The organism is Rosenbergiella australiborealis (assembly GCF_018494035.1).
Taxonomy (GTDB): domain Bacteria; phylum Pseudomonadota; class Gammaproteobacteria; order Enterobacterales; family Enterobacteriaceae; genus Rosenbergiella; species Rosenbergiella australiborealis.
Window position 1 is genome coordinate 318,242 of the sequence record NZ_JABBFO010000002.1, and the last position, 14,735, is coordinate 332,976.

General features: G+C 41.2%; 9 protein-coding genes and 4 pseudogenes. 11 read left to right on the forward strand and 2 right to left on the reverse strand.

From position 1 onward, the window contains the following. Window positions 1–1,895 precede the first annotated feature (1,895 nt). From HGT73_RS04140 to HGT73_RS04150, 3 genes and pseudogenes are all read left to right on the forward strand, one after another. Window positions 1,896–3,005 (forward strand): YadA-like family protein, encoded by a 1,110-nt coding sequence (locus tag HGT73_RS04140; RefSeq protein ID WP_214212393.1) that lies wholly within the window; start codon window positions 1,896–1,898, stop codon window positions 3,003–3,005. Between the two features lie 1,198 nt (window positions 3,006–4,203). Continuing rightward, window positions 4,204–4,389: pseudogene (locus tag HGT73_RS14775) on the forward strand (STM2901 family protein); the annotation flags it as partial. A gap of 308 nt (window positions 4,390–4,697) precedes the next feature. Continuing rightward, window positions 4,698–4,949 carry a hypothetical protein gene (locus HGT73_RS04150; RefSeq protein ID WP_241609438.1) on the forward strand — a complete coding sequence of 84 codons (252 nt, stop codon included), beginning with the start codon at window positions 4,698–4,700 and terminating at the stop codon, window positions 4,947–4,949. Window positions 4,950–5,909: 960 nt separating this feature from the next. On the opposite strand, the pseudogene HGT73_RS04155 reads toward HGT73_RS04150, so the two are convergent. After that, window positions 5,910–6,116, reverse strand: a pseudogene (locus tag HGT73_RS04155) (antiterminator Q family protein); the annotation flags it as partial. Between the two features lie 5 nt (window positions 6,117–6,121). Here HGT73_RS04155 and HGT73_RS04160 point away from each other — a divergent pair. Both HGT73_RS04160 and HGT73_RS04165 read left to right on the forward strand, forming a co-directional pair. After that, window positions 6,122–6,351: pseudogene (locus HGT73_RS04160) on the forward strand (excisionase). Beyond that, window positions 6,341–7,482 (forward strand): annotated as a pseudogene (locus HGT73_RS04165) (phage integrase Arm DNA-binding domain-containing protein). The pseudogenes HGT73_RS04160 and HGT73_RS04165 overlap by 11 nt, the downstream one beginning before the upstream one ends. Window positions 7,483–7,584: 102 nt before the next feature. On the opposite strand, the gene icd reads toward HGT73_RS04165, so the two are convergent. After that, window positions 7,585–8,835 carry an NADP-dependent isocitrate dehydrogenase gene (icd, locus tag HGT73_RS04175; RefSeq protein ID WP_214212396.1) on the reverse strand — a complete coding sequence of 417 codons (1,251 nt, stop codon included), beginning with the start codon at window positions 8,833–8,835 and terminating at the stop codon, window positions 7,585–7,587. A gap of 377 nt (window positions 8,836–9,212) precedes the next feature. Between icd and rluE the strand changes: the two genes are divergently transcribed. The 6 genes from rluE to purB all read left to right on the forward strand — a co-directional run bounded on the left by rluE (window position 9,213) and on the right by purB (window position 14,662). Then, window positions 9,213–9,827, forward strand: a complete 615-nt coding sequence (gene rluE / locus HGT73_RS04180) for a 23S rRNA pseudouridine(2457) synthase RluE (RefSeq protein ID WP_214212397.1) — start codon at window positions 9,213–9,215, stop codon at window positions 9,825–9,827. A 9-nt stretch (window positions 9,828–9,836) separates the two neighbouring features. Continuing rightward, window positions 9,837–10,298 (forward strand): NUDIX hydrolase, encoded by a 462-nt coding sequence (locus tag HGT73_RS04185; RefSeq protein ID WP_214212398.1) that lies wholly within the window; start codon window positions 9,837–9,839, stop codon window positions 10,296–10,298. Between the two features lie 135 nt (window positions 10,299–10,433). Continuing rightward, entirely contained in the window at window positions 10,434–11,387 is a 954-nt protein-coding gene (locus HGT73_RS04190; protein WP_214212399.1) for a DMT family transporter, read from the forward strand. A 93-nt stretch (window positions 11,388–11,480) separates the two neighbouring features. Further along, on the forward strand, window positions 11,481–12,602 hold the full coding sequence (mnmA, locus tag HGT73_RS04195) for a tRNA 2-thiouridine(34) synthase MnmA (protein ID WP_214212400.1): 1,122 nt from the start codon (window positions 11,481–11,483) through the stop codon (window positions 12,600–12,602). Beyond that, window positions 12,602–13,255 (forward strand): high frequency lysogenization protein HflD, encoded by a 654-nt coding sequence (hflD, locus tag HGT73_RS04200; protein ID WP_338111574.1) that lies wholly within the window; start codon window positions 12,602–12,604, stop codon window positions 13,253–13,255. Before mnmA ends, hflD begins: the two co-directional genes overlap by 1 nt. A gap of 36 nt (window positions 13,256–13,291) precedes the next feature. Further along, the gene (gene purB / locus HGT73_RS04205; protein WP_214212401.1) at window positions 13,292–14,662 is read left to right on the forward strand and encodes an adenylosuccinate lyase; all 1,371 of its coding nucleotides are present in this window, start codon (window positions 13,292–13,294) and stop codon (window positions 14,660–14,662) included. Window positions 14,663–14,735 lie beyond the last annotated feature (73 nt).

Genomic DNA, 14,735 nt, shown 5'->3' on the forward strand with positions numbered 1-14,735 from the left:
GCTGTTCATTGAGTGGCGTAAATAGTCACCTTACTTCTAAAAGAAATATAACAACCGTAGAGTGTTACCTGTCAAACAGGCCAGCCAATCAAAGCCGATGAAAAATTAAATCCATCTATGTCAAGATTCGCTGTAATACTATCCCGATCATGGGAAAATTTTTGTTAAGCATATCGGCCAATAAATTGTCATTATATTGATGATTGGTCATTAGCTTTAAATTAGCTAGGGTAACAGAGCAGTAGGTTGATATCCATTATGTAACTTATCATCTACCCGTCTTCTGCGTTGACGGTAATAATATGTTTAGCGAGTTCGAGGGCTTCTTTGTGAAATTCGAGGGTTATGTTTTACGAAGAGTTTTACAGGTTAATGCTGATTATTATCATGAGTAATCACTCATAGTTAAGAGTTTACTCACTTAGTTTCGTGTCTACAATTGTTTGTTGGGTAAAATTATATGATTATGTAGTCAATCACGTAATCAGGACACCAGAACATCCTACTTCCACCTTTTTAATACCAGCAAGGAGGTAAACCGCGATTATTTATATGAGGATGTTTTAAGTCATAATAACTTGTTATCTATTAGTTTATCCCGTGCACCAGATAGGTAAAATTATCGTAAATCACATTGGGAATTTATTAACTCTTGAGGCTATGAAAAACTCTGTCCATCGTTGAGTTCTAGGCAATCGCTTCTTCAGCTCATATTTAATATCATACAATAATTCCATAATAATTTTCTGTATTGATTACCTGTACACCAAACTCTCGAATCCCAATGAAATAATACTCGTCAGTTACGCTATCGTCTTTCTGTGTATTCCGCAAAGCCCTGCATGCTCAATTAGAAAAAGCTGCTAGAGAGAAGGCTAAATCGATAATCGGGCGTGAATATAAATCAAAGACCTGCGAGATATAGCACCGTTTATCATGCACTCGAATGAAACTAATAGCACTGAACCAGAGACAGTATAGTGCGGGCGGCGAAAGTTGTCGGCTCAGTCAGTTTGGTAATGTAAGGATACTGTCTTCTTTAACCCTGCAGTACTCTTTAACTGGTTGACGACTTGTTAGTCCGCATTACTACATCAGTCGTCGTACAGAACATAGTCCAACATTGACACTATTCTAGTATAACATCTGGCTGAGTGTTTTAATCCACGCACCGCCATGAACCCTACAAGCATACTAATAGTAATTTTCCCCTGCGGAGTATTACGTTTGTGGCTTCTTACACTAACGGTATCTTAGTCATCTCAAATTAGTATTAATGTTAGGCACATAGTCAAGTCTAAATCTTATTTATAAATAAATCTACTGTCTAGTTTTTCAGAAGCATAAGTTCATAATTTTCTTTTAAATGGATATATTTTATTACTTGAATTCATATATAAGATAAAAATCATCTAAGGGCATATGAAGGTAAGGTAGTAATTATATTTTTATTAATAATATTAAGTTACTAAAAAAACACTAGGTAGAGACTAATATTATGTAACATGATTTATTTATCATGGTAATTACCCACGGTTAGAAATTATTTATTTTTATCACACCTTCATAAAATACATACACATGAAAACCCCAATAAACTTAATTATTGTAAATACAATCACCAATAAATTCAATATAAATAATATTTTTATATTTAAAAAATATTATTTATAAAATACCCAACCCATAAAATCATTAATTAAAATAAACACCTTAAATATTAATTTAAAAATTAAAAAAACACAATAACCACTAATAAGAATAAGTTATGTTAATTAATTTAATGTAATTAAACAAAATAATGATATAGATCAATGAAATATAAATTACATTAATAGATACTTAATATATTACATTTCTTTATGTTTAATTTAAAAGCTGGGGATTAAATAAAAATGATCAAATTTAAACTATTAATGCTAAGTACATTAATTTCATATTCAAGCGCATCTCTAGCTTTTTCGGAGGGTGGTGGTAACGATCATAATACTGAAGCCTCAACATCAATTGGCCAAAATAGTAATGCTAACCAACCAGGAGCGTCTGCTTATGGCGCTGGAAGCTCTGCAGGTTATCTTGCTACTGGAATAGGTTTTAACGCGCATGCTGACGATGAAGCATCGGTTGCTATTGGGGTAAATGCTAAAGTCGACACAACTACTGGTATAGGAAAAGAAGGGATAGCAATAGGTAATCAATCTACATCAAATGGCTGGGGTGCAATTTCTGTAGGAGGTCAAAGCCAATCAAATGGTGATACAAGTACAGCGGTCGGATATGATTCAAAGAGTAATGGTGACTATTCAACAGCAATAGGCCGGGGAGCGACTACAAATGGAACAAGCTCAACAGCTATTGGGCATAATGCAAGTGCATCAGAAACAAGTTCAGTGGCCATTGGTGATGGAGCATCAACCTCAGCAAAAAACTCCGTGTCAATAGGTTCAAACTCCTCAACAAATGAGGAAAATACAGTATCGGTAGGAAGTGATACTATTAAAAGAAAAATTACTAATGTTGCTGAAGGGACCTCAGATACAGATGCGGTGAATGTAAAGCAACTAAATAAATTCACTTCAGATACACTTATTTCAGCAAATAGCTATACTGATAAATCCTCGGCCAATACCCTGAGCTCGGCAAATAGCTATACTGATAAATCCTCGGCCAACACCCTGAGCTCAGCAAATAACTATACTGATAAACAAATAGAAAAATTAAATATTCAAGGTGATGAAAAAATAAGAAAACTTTCTAATAAAATAGATCAAGCTAATAAGAAATTGAATGCTGGTATAGCCGGTGTGACAGCCATCGCATCGATACCATACTTAAATAATAATCGTTTCTCTTACGGAATGGGTGGTGGAACATATAGTAATGGCCAAGCAGTTGCTGCTGGAGCACAAGTTCACATGACTCAAAATACTGCAGCTAGAGTTAATATTTCGTGGGATTCATCACACAACTCTGCTGTAGGAGTAGGATTTGCAGCTGGTTGGTAATAATTTTAATATATTTAAAATTTAAGTGTAAATAAATTATAGTTAGCTGCATTATCATATTTAATGTAGCTAACTATTGATGTTTTTATATTATATTTAATATAGTTAACTAACGTAGTGAATCATGAAATATTCACGTAGATGAAAATATTAACTAAAAGTATCATTTATCAGGTTATAACGGATATTAAATAAGAATTTAATGATGGAATTCCAAAGAAAAATATAAATTTTATTATTTATACTGTAAGTTTTACTTAATGACAGCCTTACAAAATAAACCTCTCATAATATAATTGTGACAACACCCTATAACATTAATGAAATCTACCCATCATAACTAATATTTTATTTTAAAAAACTTAATAACCTAATTTTTGAATCTACCAAATACAAAATGAAAACTAAAATAATTCAATGTTGGGTTCTGTTATTGGTATTAAAAAATGGAAGGTACGAAAAATCGAAGCTATCCACACTCCCCATTAGCGCTCAATTTTAATGATCTCAATATTACTAGTCAAGATTACCTCCCGATACCGTAAATAACTCTTCTCTGACTCTTCCGGCGCCCTCTTGCAATCACCAATAGGTACCACGATTATAGAGACGGTGCATCCGCGGTCATAAAACGCACAAACAAACTGACCGATATCATGACAATCTCAGTAAGAATTGTACTACCGTAGTAGTATAAATCGTGAGGGGTTTTAATAATATTTTGACAACCCTTAGCAGGCTTACTAAAAGTTCGGTACCTTTTAGTGCTCGATTCTTTTGTAAGCTAAAACTCAATGCTTGTATATTGGCAAACATAGCACCCTAAAACACTTATTATTTTAGTAATTTATAGCTTTTCACTCCATTAACCACCAAGTCCACCACTTTAAAGCAGCCCCTATGGTAGAACAGTGTCTTTGAAAAACAAGTTCAATCCTTTAAATTTCATAAAAAACAACAAGTAAAAGACTTATAAAACTCACGCTAAATTATACGCAATAATACCAATAACTCCAGATAGTTAGCGTTAGTTGTCGAGAAGTATGGTGTTATCTGAAAATGCAGCGGCTGCTTGAGCTGGCCTAGAATTTTGTTTATATTTTGAACTCAATTCATAATATCCAGTAAGGAGATGTGGATATGGTTAAAGAGTTAACTGGAAATTATTTTAGTGCTGTCATCGGTAGTCCCAGAAATAAACAACTCAGGCACAAGGGGTGATTTGAACAAAGGGACATCTTATGCCTCTCTCGGGGCAAGAGCCGTATTTAGGAAAATAAAATACCCCTTTGGCATTTCATTACCTACTGGCGTGTTTATTCTTGCTTCTGATGTGACACAAGTGACCTACAACACCCTAACGCGAAGCAAGGATAAATTATGGAAAGTAGTATTGAGCAAAGAGATTATAAGCTTGTACGACCTTATGCTGGTACGTATCTGTTCAACATAGAAAAAATACCTCATTATAGGTCATCCATTCCATCACCCTCTTACAGAAACATACTCTATCAGATTACAGCCTGCTCCTAAAAATAATATGTTTGTTCGTTCTGGTTTTTTAATCCACGGCGATAAGCAAATTGAGGTAGTAAAATGAGGAAAATAATAGCTATTTTTACGATAATGCTGATTCCTAGCATCGTGTTCGCGAGCACAAACGGCCCTGATTGTCATTCATGGCCCATGAACATGACAGAAGGTTGGATGAAAAACTCAGGAATTGTTGATATTACCAACCTAGATGAGTCAAAAACGGAGTATCTATTATTGGCTTCAGAGAAAAAGGCTAAGGATCTCTACATTCAGGTTTATCATTTCAAATTTTACAGTAAAAGCGGCCAATCCTATGAGGTAATTACCACCAGCAACTCTTCAAGTGAAGAATGCTCTTTGGGAGGCGTAAATAGTTATCTTATTTCTAGAAGTGATATAAATTATTAGTCTTTTTAAAGAGGATCATATTGTGATCCTTTTTAGCTGCATACTTTTTCCTATGCACTTTTCAAATCGAAAAGGACTGTTATATATAAATAAGAGTTTAAAAAACCATTTTTATTTGCTCCAATGTTATAAGTAAGCATTAATTTTCGCATCCCTTCTAGTACCAAGAAAAATACTCCACTAGCAGGCAAACCCTTGAACAGTGAGTTTTCAGCGAGCCATCAATACGAAATCGCTACTTGGTCATAAATCACAAAAACAGACTAACCGAGATAACGATGACAGGAATAAAGTAAGGGGCTCGGTAACAATTAGATCGATGGAATTATCTGATAATAAAGATAAGACCTGAAGGCAATCTGCGTGGTACATCGCAAATGTGTTTTCTTGTGAAAGACTTTTCATAGATCAATAAGCTTTGCCTTGTTAGGCTCATTACTCTTTTGCGCAAAAATGGTGGGCCTTGGTTTGCTTGTGATCCGCGTTATGAGCAGATGGCTGGTAGAGTGCGTCAACACTGTACTAGTCACCCCTTTCACAAAGATAATCCCTGAGTGGGAGGAAATGAATTTCTTTCTAATTACGCCACCAACCCAGTCATTTGACTGAGAATAGGATAAGCGGTGTGTCAAAGTAACCACTCTTATCAGATTAAAGGATAAAATGCAGGAGGCATGAGTAATATTTTATAAATTTCACTTAAGTTTTATTGTTATTTCTCCCCTTCCTTTTACTGCTATGCACTCACCTAGAGACATATCTATAAAGTAATGAATCGGACTAGGCATTTCTTCCATCATCCAGGGTAATTCCTTAAAATGTTTTATATCTAATGTTGAAATTAACCAAACTGACTTCCCATCGATAGAAGATAGCTTGGCTTCATAAAAGCTTTCATCCCAACCATACCTATTATCTCTTGCAAAAGACTTTGCAATTTCAATCGCTTTTTTTCATTTATCAATTTTGAACTCCATACCAAGCATTATAAACCAATCCCCGACAACTACAGGCCCTAAAAAGATACCGAATGCCTCGTGCTTTAAAAGCGCACCCATCAATGATTAGCCCATCACCATCAGAGTAACTAAGGCGGGAGGAACCTTTGGTCGGCGGGAATAGACCTTTGAAGCCTGCAGCAATATGTAAGTAATAAACACCACTCCCATCAGATGCTGCCTAGCCGCCGGACTTCTCCATCAATAACTGAATTTGGCGAATTTGCGCCGCATGAACGGATTTTATGCAAGTACGCGCCAATATGATCATGCCGCCAGCGATTAAAGTGGGTCGTAGATGGATGGTGGACAAGGAAGCTCGCTACGTTGGGCAGTTATCAGCTCCGAAATTACCCACAAATGCTCACCCAAAACTCAAAAGGATCATTGAGGATGGCTGCTAGACCTAGAGCACATAATATCTCTATACCTAACTTATACTGCAAGTTAGATAAGCGAACCGGAAAGATCTACTGGCAGTATAAGCATCCTCTGACAGGAAAATTTCATAGTCTCGGTAGCGACGAAGTTGAAGCAAAACAAATAGCCTCCGAGGCGAACACCATAATCGCTGAACAGAAAAAGCGACAAATTCTTAGCCTTAATGAACGACTAAGCCGGCTAAAAAACTCATCTTATAGCCCTACTGTTTCTCAATGGATCGATCGCTACTTAGAAATTCAAGCAGAGAAAGTGGCTCATCTCGAGTTAAAAGAAAACAGTCTTAAACAGAAAAAAAGTCCGCTGAGATTATTCAATGAGCACTGTGGTATGACCCCAATGGATCAGGTAACTACCCTACATATCTCTGAAATTATCGATGAGGTGAAAGCTAAGGGCCACAATCGTATGGCTCAAGTTGTACGACTGGTTTTGGTCGATGTTTTCAAAGAGGCGCAGCATGTTGGCGTGGTACTGCCTGGCTATAACCCCGCATTGGCAACTCGGCAGCCAAGGAATAAGGTCACTCGCCAAAGATTATCCTTGGAAGAATGGCAAGCCATACTCGTGCAGGCCAAGACCATGCGCCCCTATCTCGCTAATGGGATGCTCTTGGCTGTGGTGACCGGCCAGCGTATTGGCGATATCTGCAGGATGAAGTTTACCGATATTTGGGATGAGCATCTGCATATTGAACAGGAGAAACCGGAAGCCGATTAGCGATCCCATTAGCGCTCAGATGTAACGCGCTAAATATCTCGTTAGCCGAGGTTATATCACAGTGCCGTGATGCAGTGGTGAGCCAATACCTCGTTCATTATCGCCATGCCACCTCACAAGCTCCTCGTGGTGGCCAACTGTCCACCAGCAACCTAACCACTGCCTTTAAAAAAGCTCGCGATAAATCGGGCTTTACGTGGCCAGAAAATGCGGCCCCGACTTTACACGAACAACGATCACTCTCGGAGCGACTCTATCGTGAACAGGGTATCAATACTCAAAAATTATTGGGGCATAAGTCAGCAAAAATGACCGACCGATATAACGATGATCGAGGCAAAGAATGGGTCACTATTTCACTAAAATCGGGGTAGTTTTGGGGAAGAATTTTGGGGAGAGTTTTGGGGAAAGAATTTTACAGACAAAAAACGGGCACCTTCCAGTACCCGCTCTTATCAATCACGCAGCGTGATTAATTACATGTTAGAGATGATTGCATCACCAAACTCTGAACATTTCAGTAACTTAGCGCCGTCCATTAGACGCTCAAAATCGTAAGTTACGGTCTTATTGGCGATTGCGCCTTCCATTCCCTTAACGATTAAGTCGGCCGCTTCAAACCAGCCCATATGACGGAGCATCATCTCAGCGGAGAGGATCACTGAACCCGGGTTAACTTTATCTTGGCCTGCATACTTGGGTGCTGTACCGTGAGTCGCTTCAAATAACGCGCATTCATCACCAATGTTGGCTCCAGGTGCAATACCAATTCCGCCTACTTGGGCTGCTAGGGCGTCAGAGATATAGTCACCATTTAAGTTCATACAAGCAATGACATCATATTCTGCTGGGCGAAGTAGAATTTGCTGTAAAAACGCATCGGCGATTACATCTTTGATGATGATCTCTTTACCGGTCTTAGGATTCTTCGCTTTCATCCACGGGCCGCCATCTAGCAGCTCTGCGCCGAACTCTTCTTTAACCAGTTGGTAACCCCAATCTTTGAAGGCACCTTCGGTAAATTTCATGATGTTACCCTTGTGGACGAGGGTCAATGAATCACGATCATTATCGATAACATATTGGAACGCAGCACGGACAAGGCGCTTAGTCCCTTCTTCTGAACAAGGTTTTACACCGATACCACAGTGTTCAGGGAAGCGAATTTTTTTTACGCCCATTTCTTCACGTAAAAAGGCGATCACTTTATCAGCCTCTGCACTGCCCGCTTTCCACTCAATACCTGCATAGATATCTTCAGAGTTTTCACGGAAAATGACCATATCGGTCTCTTCAGGGCGTTTCACTGGACTTGGCGTACCGGTGTAATAACGCACTGGGCGTAAGCAAACATAGAGATCCAGTTCTTGACGTAAAGCAACGTTCAATGAACGGATTCCGCCGCCAACTGGCGTTGTTAATGGGCCTTTAATCGCGACACGGTACTCTTTAATTAAATCTAGTGTCTCTTGCGGTAACCAAACATCCTTACCGTAGACTTCCGTGGATTTTTCACCGGTATAGATTTCCATCCATGAAATCTTACGCTCGCCGTTGTAGGCTTTATTGACAGCAGCATCTACCACTTTCAGCATCACAGGAGAGACATCAACGCCAATACCATCCCCTTCGATATAAGGAATAACAGGGTTGTTGGGAACAGTTAATTTACCTTGATTTAGCGTGATTTTCTGGCCTGATGCAGGAACAACTACTTTGCTTTCCATCAACCTCTCCTTCGAGCTCTTTGTTAATAAGTTGTAATGTGTTGGGGTATACTACGCGAAATGATTACTCTTTTCATAGTAAAAATAATGTATCTACGTCGCAAAATTTATTTTTATATTTGATAACCCGTTGGTAAACCTATACTAATTATTCTGGCCACAGATTAAGCCTCGAATTAGCGCAGATTTATAGGTCAATACAATTTCACAACAAAAAAATCATGGTATCGCTCAATCTATATCAAACTTCAGTGTAAGCCTCAAAAAAACTTACTGGAATCTTTCGCAGACATCAATGTAAAAGCGTAATACAACGTTGTTCAACGTACAGCGGTCTAGGCTATACTGGGCAAAATAACGCTATTGATAATGTGAATATGAAACCGCTCTCCCGCCCATCTCGTCATAGAAAACCCACGCTTGCTCGCCGTCCCCGAGGGCCTAAGACTATTATTTTGTTAAATAAACCCTTTGATGTCTTACCTCAGTTTTCCGATGAAGCAGGCAGACAAACGCTTAAAGATTATCTCTCAGTTCCAGATGTCTACCCTGCTGGACGTTTAGATCGGGACAGTGAAGGCCTTATTCTTCTGACGAATGATGGGAAGTTACAAGCGGAATTGACACAACCCGGAAAGCGCACAAATAAAATTTATTATGTACAAGTGGAAGGTCATCCCACTGAAGAACAACTTGAACCATTAAGGCAAGGGGTTATCTTAAAAGATGGACCCACTCTGCCTGCGGGCGTAGAACGTTGCGAAGCGCCCCAATGGTTATGGGCCCGAACTCCCCCTATTCGTGAACGCAAGGCGATCCCCACACAGTGGTTGAAAATCACCCTTCAAGAAGGGCGAAATCGACAAGTTCGGCGTATGACCGCTCATATCGGTTTTCCAACATTACGCTTGATTCGTTATGCCATTGGCCCTTATCAACTCACGGGTTTAGGCGTAGGTGAATGGCGACAAATCGATACTGAACAAAGTTAAGGAGCCGTCATGTTTTTTACCCCCCATATCACCGTTGCATGTATCGTCCATGCACAAGGTAAGCTATTGGTTGTTGAAGAACGTATTGACGGAAAACTCACTTGGAACCAACCGGCCGGGCATCTGGAAGCAGATGAGAGCCTAATCGCGGCGATGAAGCGTGAGATCTGCGAAGAAACTGGCTTAGATTTAACCCCTGACTACCTCGTCGGGGTTCACCAGTGGACAGCGAAAGATGGGACTCCGTTTATCCGTTTTTTATTTAGCTGTGAAATAGAAACCTGTTGCTCGACCACGCCGCAAGACAGTGACATAGAGCGCTGTCACTGGCTGACGCCGATGCAAATCATGGAATCAACGCAATTGCGATCACCCTTAGTGGCTGAAAGTATAAAGCTCTGGCAATCCGGAAGCCGTCACCCCCTCACGCTGTTCCATTGGTTTGAATCGCCGCCGCAGACTCCTTATTAATAGGAAAAATATTTCCCCTTAATTCAAAATAAAGAGATATTTTTTCTCCTAAAAGCGCGTTACGTGCTCGACATCGTAAAAAAATTCTCTCGGAATCTCGATATAGTTGCATCATCTACTTATCGAGGTTTTGAGATGAATTCTGCTATCAAACTACTGCTCTTTATTATTGTCGCTCTCACTTGGGGCACAACGTGGTTAGCGATGAAAATCGCTGGAACCTCCATTCCACCATTGTTCGCGACAGGGTTACGGTTTCTCTGTGCCGCACCGTTGTTACTCATTATTCTTAAAATAACGAATACCCCCCTGTTGTTTCCCAAAGGGCAACGTTTTTTTCAAGCAATTATCAGTGTGTTCTACTTTGCGCTTCCATTTACCTTAATGATCTACGGTGAACGCTGGGTCAGTTCAGGGTTAGCATCGGTTATCTTTGCAATGATGCCCGTCGCAGTCCTCAGTGCTTCGATGATTCTATTGCGGGAAAAAACAAACACCGTTCAACTACTAGGGCTGACTCTCGCACTGGTTGCCTTAATTTCAGTCTTGTTACGCGAATCCCAAGGCGCGGCATCAGGGCAATTACTGGGAATTCTTATGTTAGTCGCCGCAGTCGTTATCCATGCGGTTATGTATGCCTTGTGCAAAAAGCGTTGTTGTCAGGTATCTGTCCTAACCTTCAATGCACTGCCTTGTCTTATGGCCGGAATATTGTTAACTCTCCTCGGCGGGCTGGTAGAACACCCAGTTATCACGCACTTTTCCACCGAGTCGCTACTTGCCGTTGTCTACTTGGGCGCCTTTGCCGGTGTCTTTGGGATTATGTGTTATTTCTTACTGCAACAACGCGCAACGGCTTTCCAAGCCTCAACGGTTTTTCTGGTTTTTCCAATAATTGCATTGAGCTTAGAAAATATTGTTTACGGTCGTTCGCTCACATTCGGCTCACTCTGTCTTATGTGTCCGTTAGCGGTAGGTATATTTTTAACCTTGTTTGGTAATCAACTTAACCAACGGCTTAAAAAAGCCGCGCACTCTTCTGCGCTCTCCTCCTCACTAGAGTCGGTAAATCCCCAACACCGCACATAGCGTGTAGCATCGCACCGTGTTTACAGGTGCGATCTGCCTCGCTGCGTGATACACTGGGGCGTTCGTAGTTATTGCCAACTTCAGTGAGTATTTATGTTTGACCAGAGTGCAAAAAAAGTCATCGTCGGTATGTCCGGAGGCGTAGATTCTTCCGTTTCAGCTTGGTTACTGATGCAACAGGGCTATCAGGTTGAAGGCCTGTTTATGAAAAACTGGGAGGAAGATGATGGCGAAGAGTATTGTACTGCTGCTGAGGATCTCGCCGATGCACAAGCTGTTTGTGACAAACTCGGCATCAAACTGCATAAAATTAATTTTGCTGCCGAATATTGGGATAATGTCTTTGAACTCTTTTTAGAAGAGTACAAGTCTGGACGTACCCCTAATCCCGATATTCTTTGTAATAAAGAAATCAAATTCAAAGCCTTCTTAGAATTCGCAGCAGAAGATCTCGGTGCTGATTATATTGCGACCGGTCACTACGTCCGCCGCAAAGACGTAGAGGGTAAAAGCCAGCTCCTACGTGGGCTGGATGCCAATAAAGATCAAAGTTACTTCCTTTACACCCTGAGTCACGAACAAATCGCACAAAGTCTTTTCCCGGTCGGTGAATTAGAAAAACCGGAAGTAAGGCGTATTGCTGAAGAACTGGATTTGGTGACCGCACGCAAAAAAGATTCGACCGGCATCTGCTTTATTGGTGAGCGTAAGTTCAAAGATTTTCTCGCCCGCTATTTACCGGCACAACCAGGCCCTATTTTTAGTGTTGATGGCCAAGCACTTGGCACACATCAAGGCTTGATGTATCACACCCTAGGACAGCGTAAAGGACTGGGTATTGGCGGACTCAAAGAGAGTAACGATAATCCTTGGTACGTAGTGGATAAAGACGTCGCGAATAATAAACTCATTGTTGCACAAGGTGGCGAACATCCTCGACTGATGTCGGTAGGCTTAATCGCCCAGCAACTGCATTGGGTTGATCGCCAACCATTAACTGCACCTTTGCGCTGTACGGTCAAAACCCGTTATCGCCAAATCGATATTCCCTGTACCGTCACGCCGATCGATGCAGAACGTATTGATGTGCGCTTTGATGAGCCAGTGGCTGCCGTGACACCCGGACAATCTGCGGTGTTTTATCTCGGAGAATGCTGTTTGGGTGGCGGTGTCATTGAACAACGTTTACCTCTGGTCGGTTCGGATAACCTGTAGTGGCCAAAAAAAATATCTATGAGATGACCTTAGCATTTGCAGGCATCTGTCAAGCTGCACATCTCGCGCAACAATTAGCGCGTCATGGTCGTTGCCCAGAAGAGGCTTACCACAGTTCGCTGCGAAGTCTAACCATGCCTTTAGATATTCAGGCAGGTGCTTTACCCTTTTTTGGGGGTGATGAAGCCGCTTTACGCTTTGGGCTTGAGAGTGCCATCGCTGTACTCAACACCCCCTCTCAGAAAGGAGCGTTGGCTGAACTAACACGCTACAGCCTTGGAATGATTGGGTTAGAGCGGAAAATTGTAAAAAATACGCAGGCTCTTAACGACTTCGAGCAACGCTTACGCCAACTAGACCGTCAGTTACAACATTTTGGTATTGACTCCTCGACCCTCGCCTCCTCTATCGCCAGTATTTATACGGATATCGTCAGCCCACTTGGCCCTCGTATTCAGATTACTGGGGAACAGGCTATTTTACAAAACTCGTTAGTACAAAGCCGCGTTCGTGCCGTATTACTAACAGGTATCCGTTCGGCGATGCTATGGCAACAACTCGGCGGTGGACGATTGCAGCTACTGTTCTCTCGCGGTAAGTTGGTCGAAATGGCTAAACTAATTTTATCTGGCTTGCCGCACGCAGACGCGTAGCGGCAGCAATTTTCATTTTTACTCAGGAGTTTACTGATGGAATTATCCTCTCTCACCGCGGTATCGCCGATTGATGGTCGCTATGGTGACAAAGTTAGCCCATTACGCGCGATTTTTAGCGAGTTCGGTCTATTAAAATATCGAGTAGAAGTCGAAGTCCGTTGGCTACAAAAACTCTCATCAGTCACTCAAATTGCTGAAGTTCCTTCATTTAGCGCCGACGCAAACGCTTACCTAGATAAAATCGTTGCAGAATTCTCGCTAGAAGATGCACAAGCGATTAAAACCATCGAACGTACCACTAACCACGATGTTAAAGCGGTCGAATATTTCTTAAAAGAGAAAGTGGCGGCGGTACCTGAATTACATGCGGTGACTGAGTTTATCCATTTTGCATGCACTTCCGAAGATATTAATAACTTGTCCCATGCATTGATGCTGGAAACCGCTCGTCAACAAGTTATCCTACCTGAATGGCGTAAAGTGTTAGCCGCAGTCGAAGGCTTAGCCGCTGAGTACCGTGATATCCCATTACTTTCACGTACACATGGTCAACCCGCAACACCTTCGACCTTAGGTAAAGAGATGGCAAACGTCGCTTATCGTTTAGCTCGTCAAATTACACAACTAGAAAACAGCGATATACTGGGTAAAATCAATGGTGCCGTCGGTAACTATAATGCCCACATTGCTGCCTACCCAGAAGTCGACTGGCATCAAGTTAGTGAAGAGTTTGTTACCGCACTAGGCATCCGCTGGAATCCTTATACTACTCAAATCGAACCGCACGATTACATTGCTGAGTTATTTGATTGTATCGCTCGCTTTAATACGATTATTATCGACTTTGACCGGGATATTTGGGGTTACATTGCCCTCAATCACTTCCGTCAAAAAACGATTGCTGGCGAAATTGGGTCGTCTACCATGCCGCACAAAGTTAACCCGATTGACTTTGAAAACTCAGAGGGTAACTTAGGCTTAGCTAACGCTGTTCTTCACCACTTAGCGACCAAACTCCCTGTATCACGCTGGCAGCGCGACCTTACCGACTCTACCGTATTACGTAATTTAGGCGTTGGACTGGGTTATGCGCTTATCGCTTACCAAGCGACCTTAAAAGGGATTTCTAAATTAGAAGTGAACCAAGATAAACTGCTTGCAGAATTGGATCAAAACTGGGAAGTGCTCGCAGAGCCTATTCAAACAGTAATGCGCCGTTATGGTATTGAAAAACCGTATGAAAAACTCAAAGAGTTAACACGCGGTAAACGTATCGACGCACAAGGCATGCAACAATTTATCGATAATTTAGCCTTACCAGAAGAAGAAAAAGTTCGACTAAAAGCAATGACGCCCGCTAACTATCTAGGCCGTGCGATCCAACTCACTGACGAACTAAAATAGTGATGAGTGGGACTTAATAAAGCTAACAATTGTTAACTATGTTAAGTCCCCGTTTAGACCCTTAGTGATACGC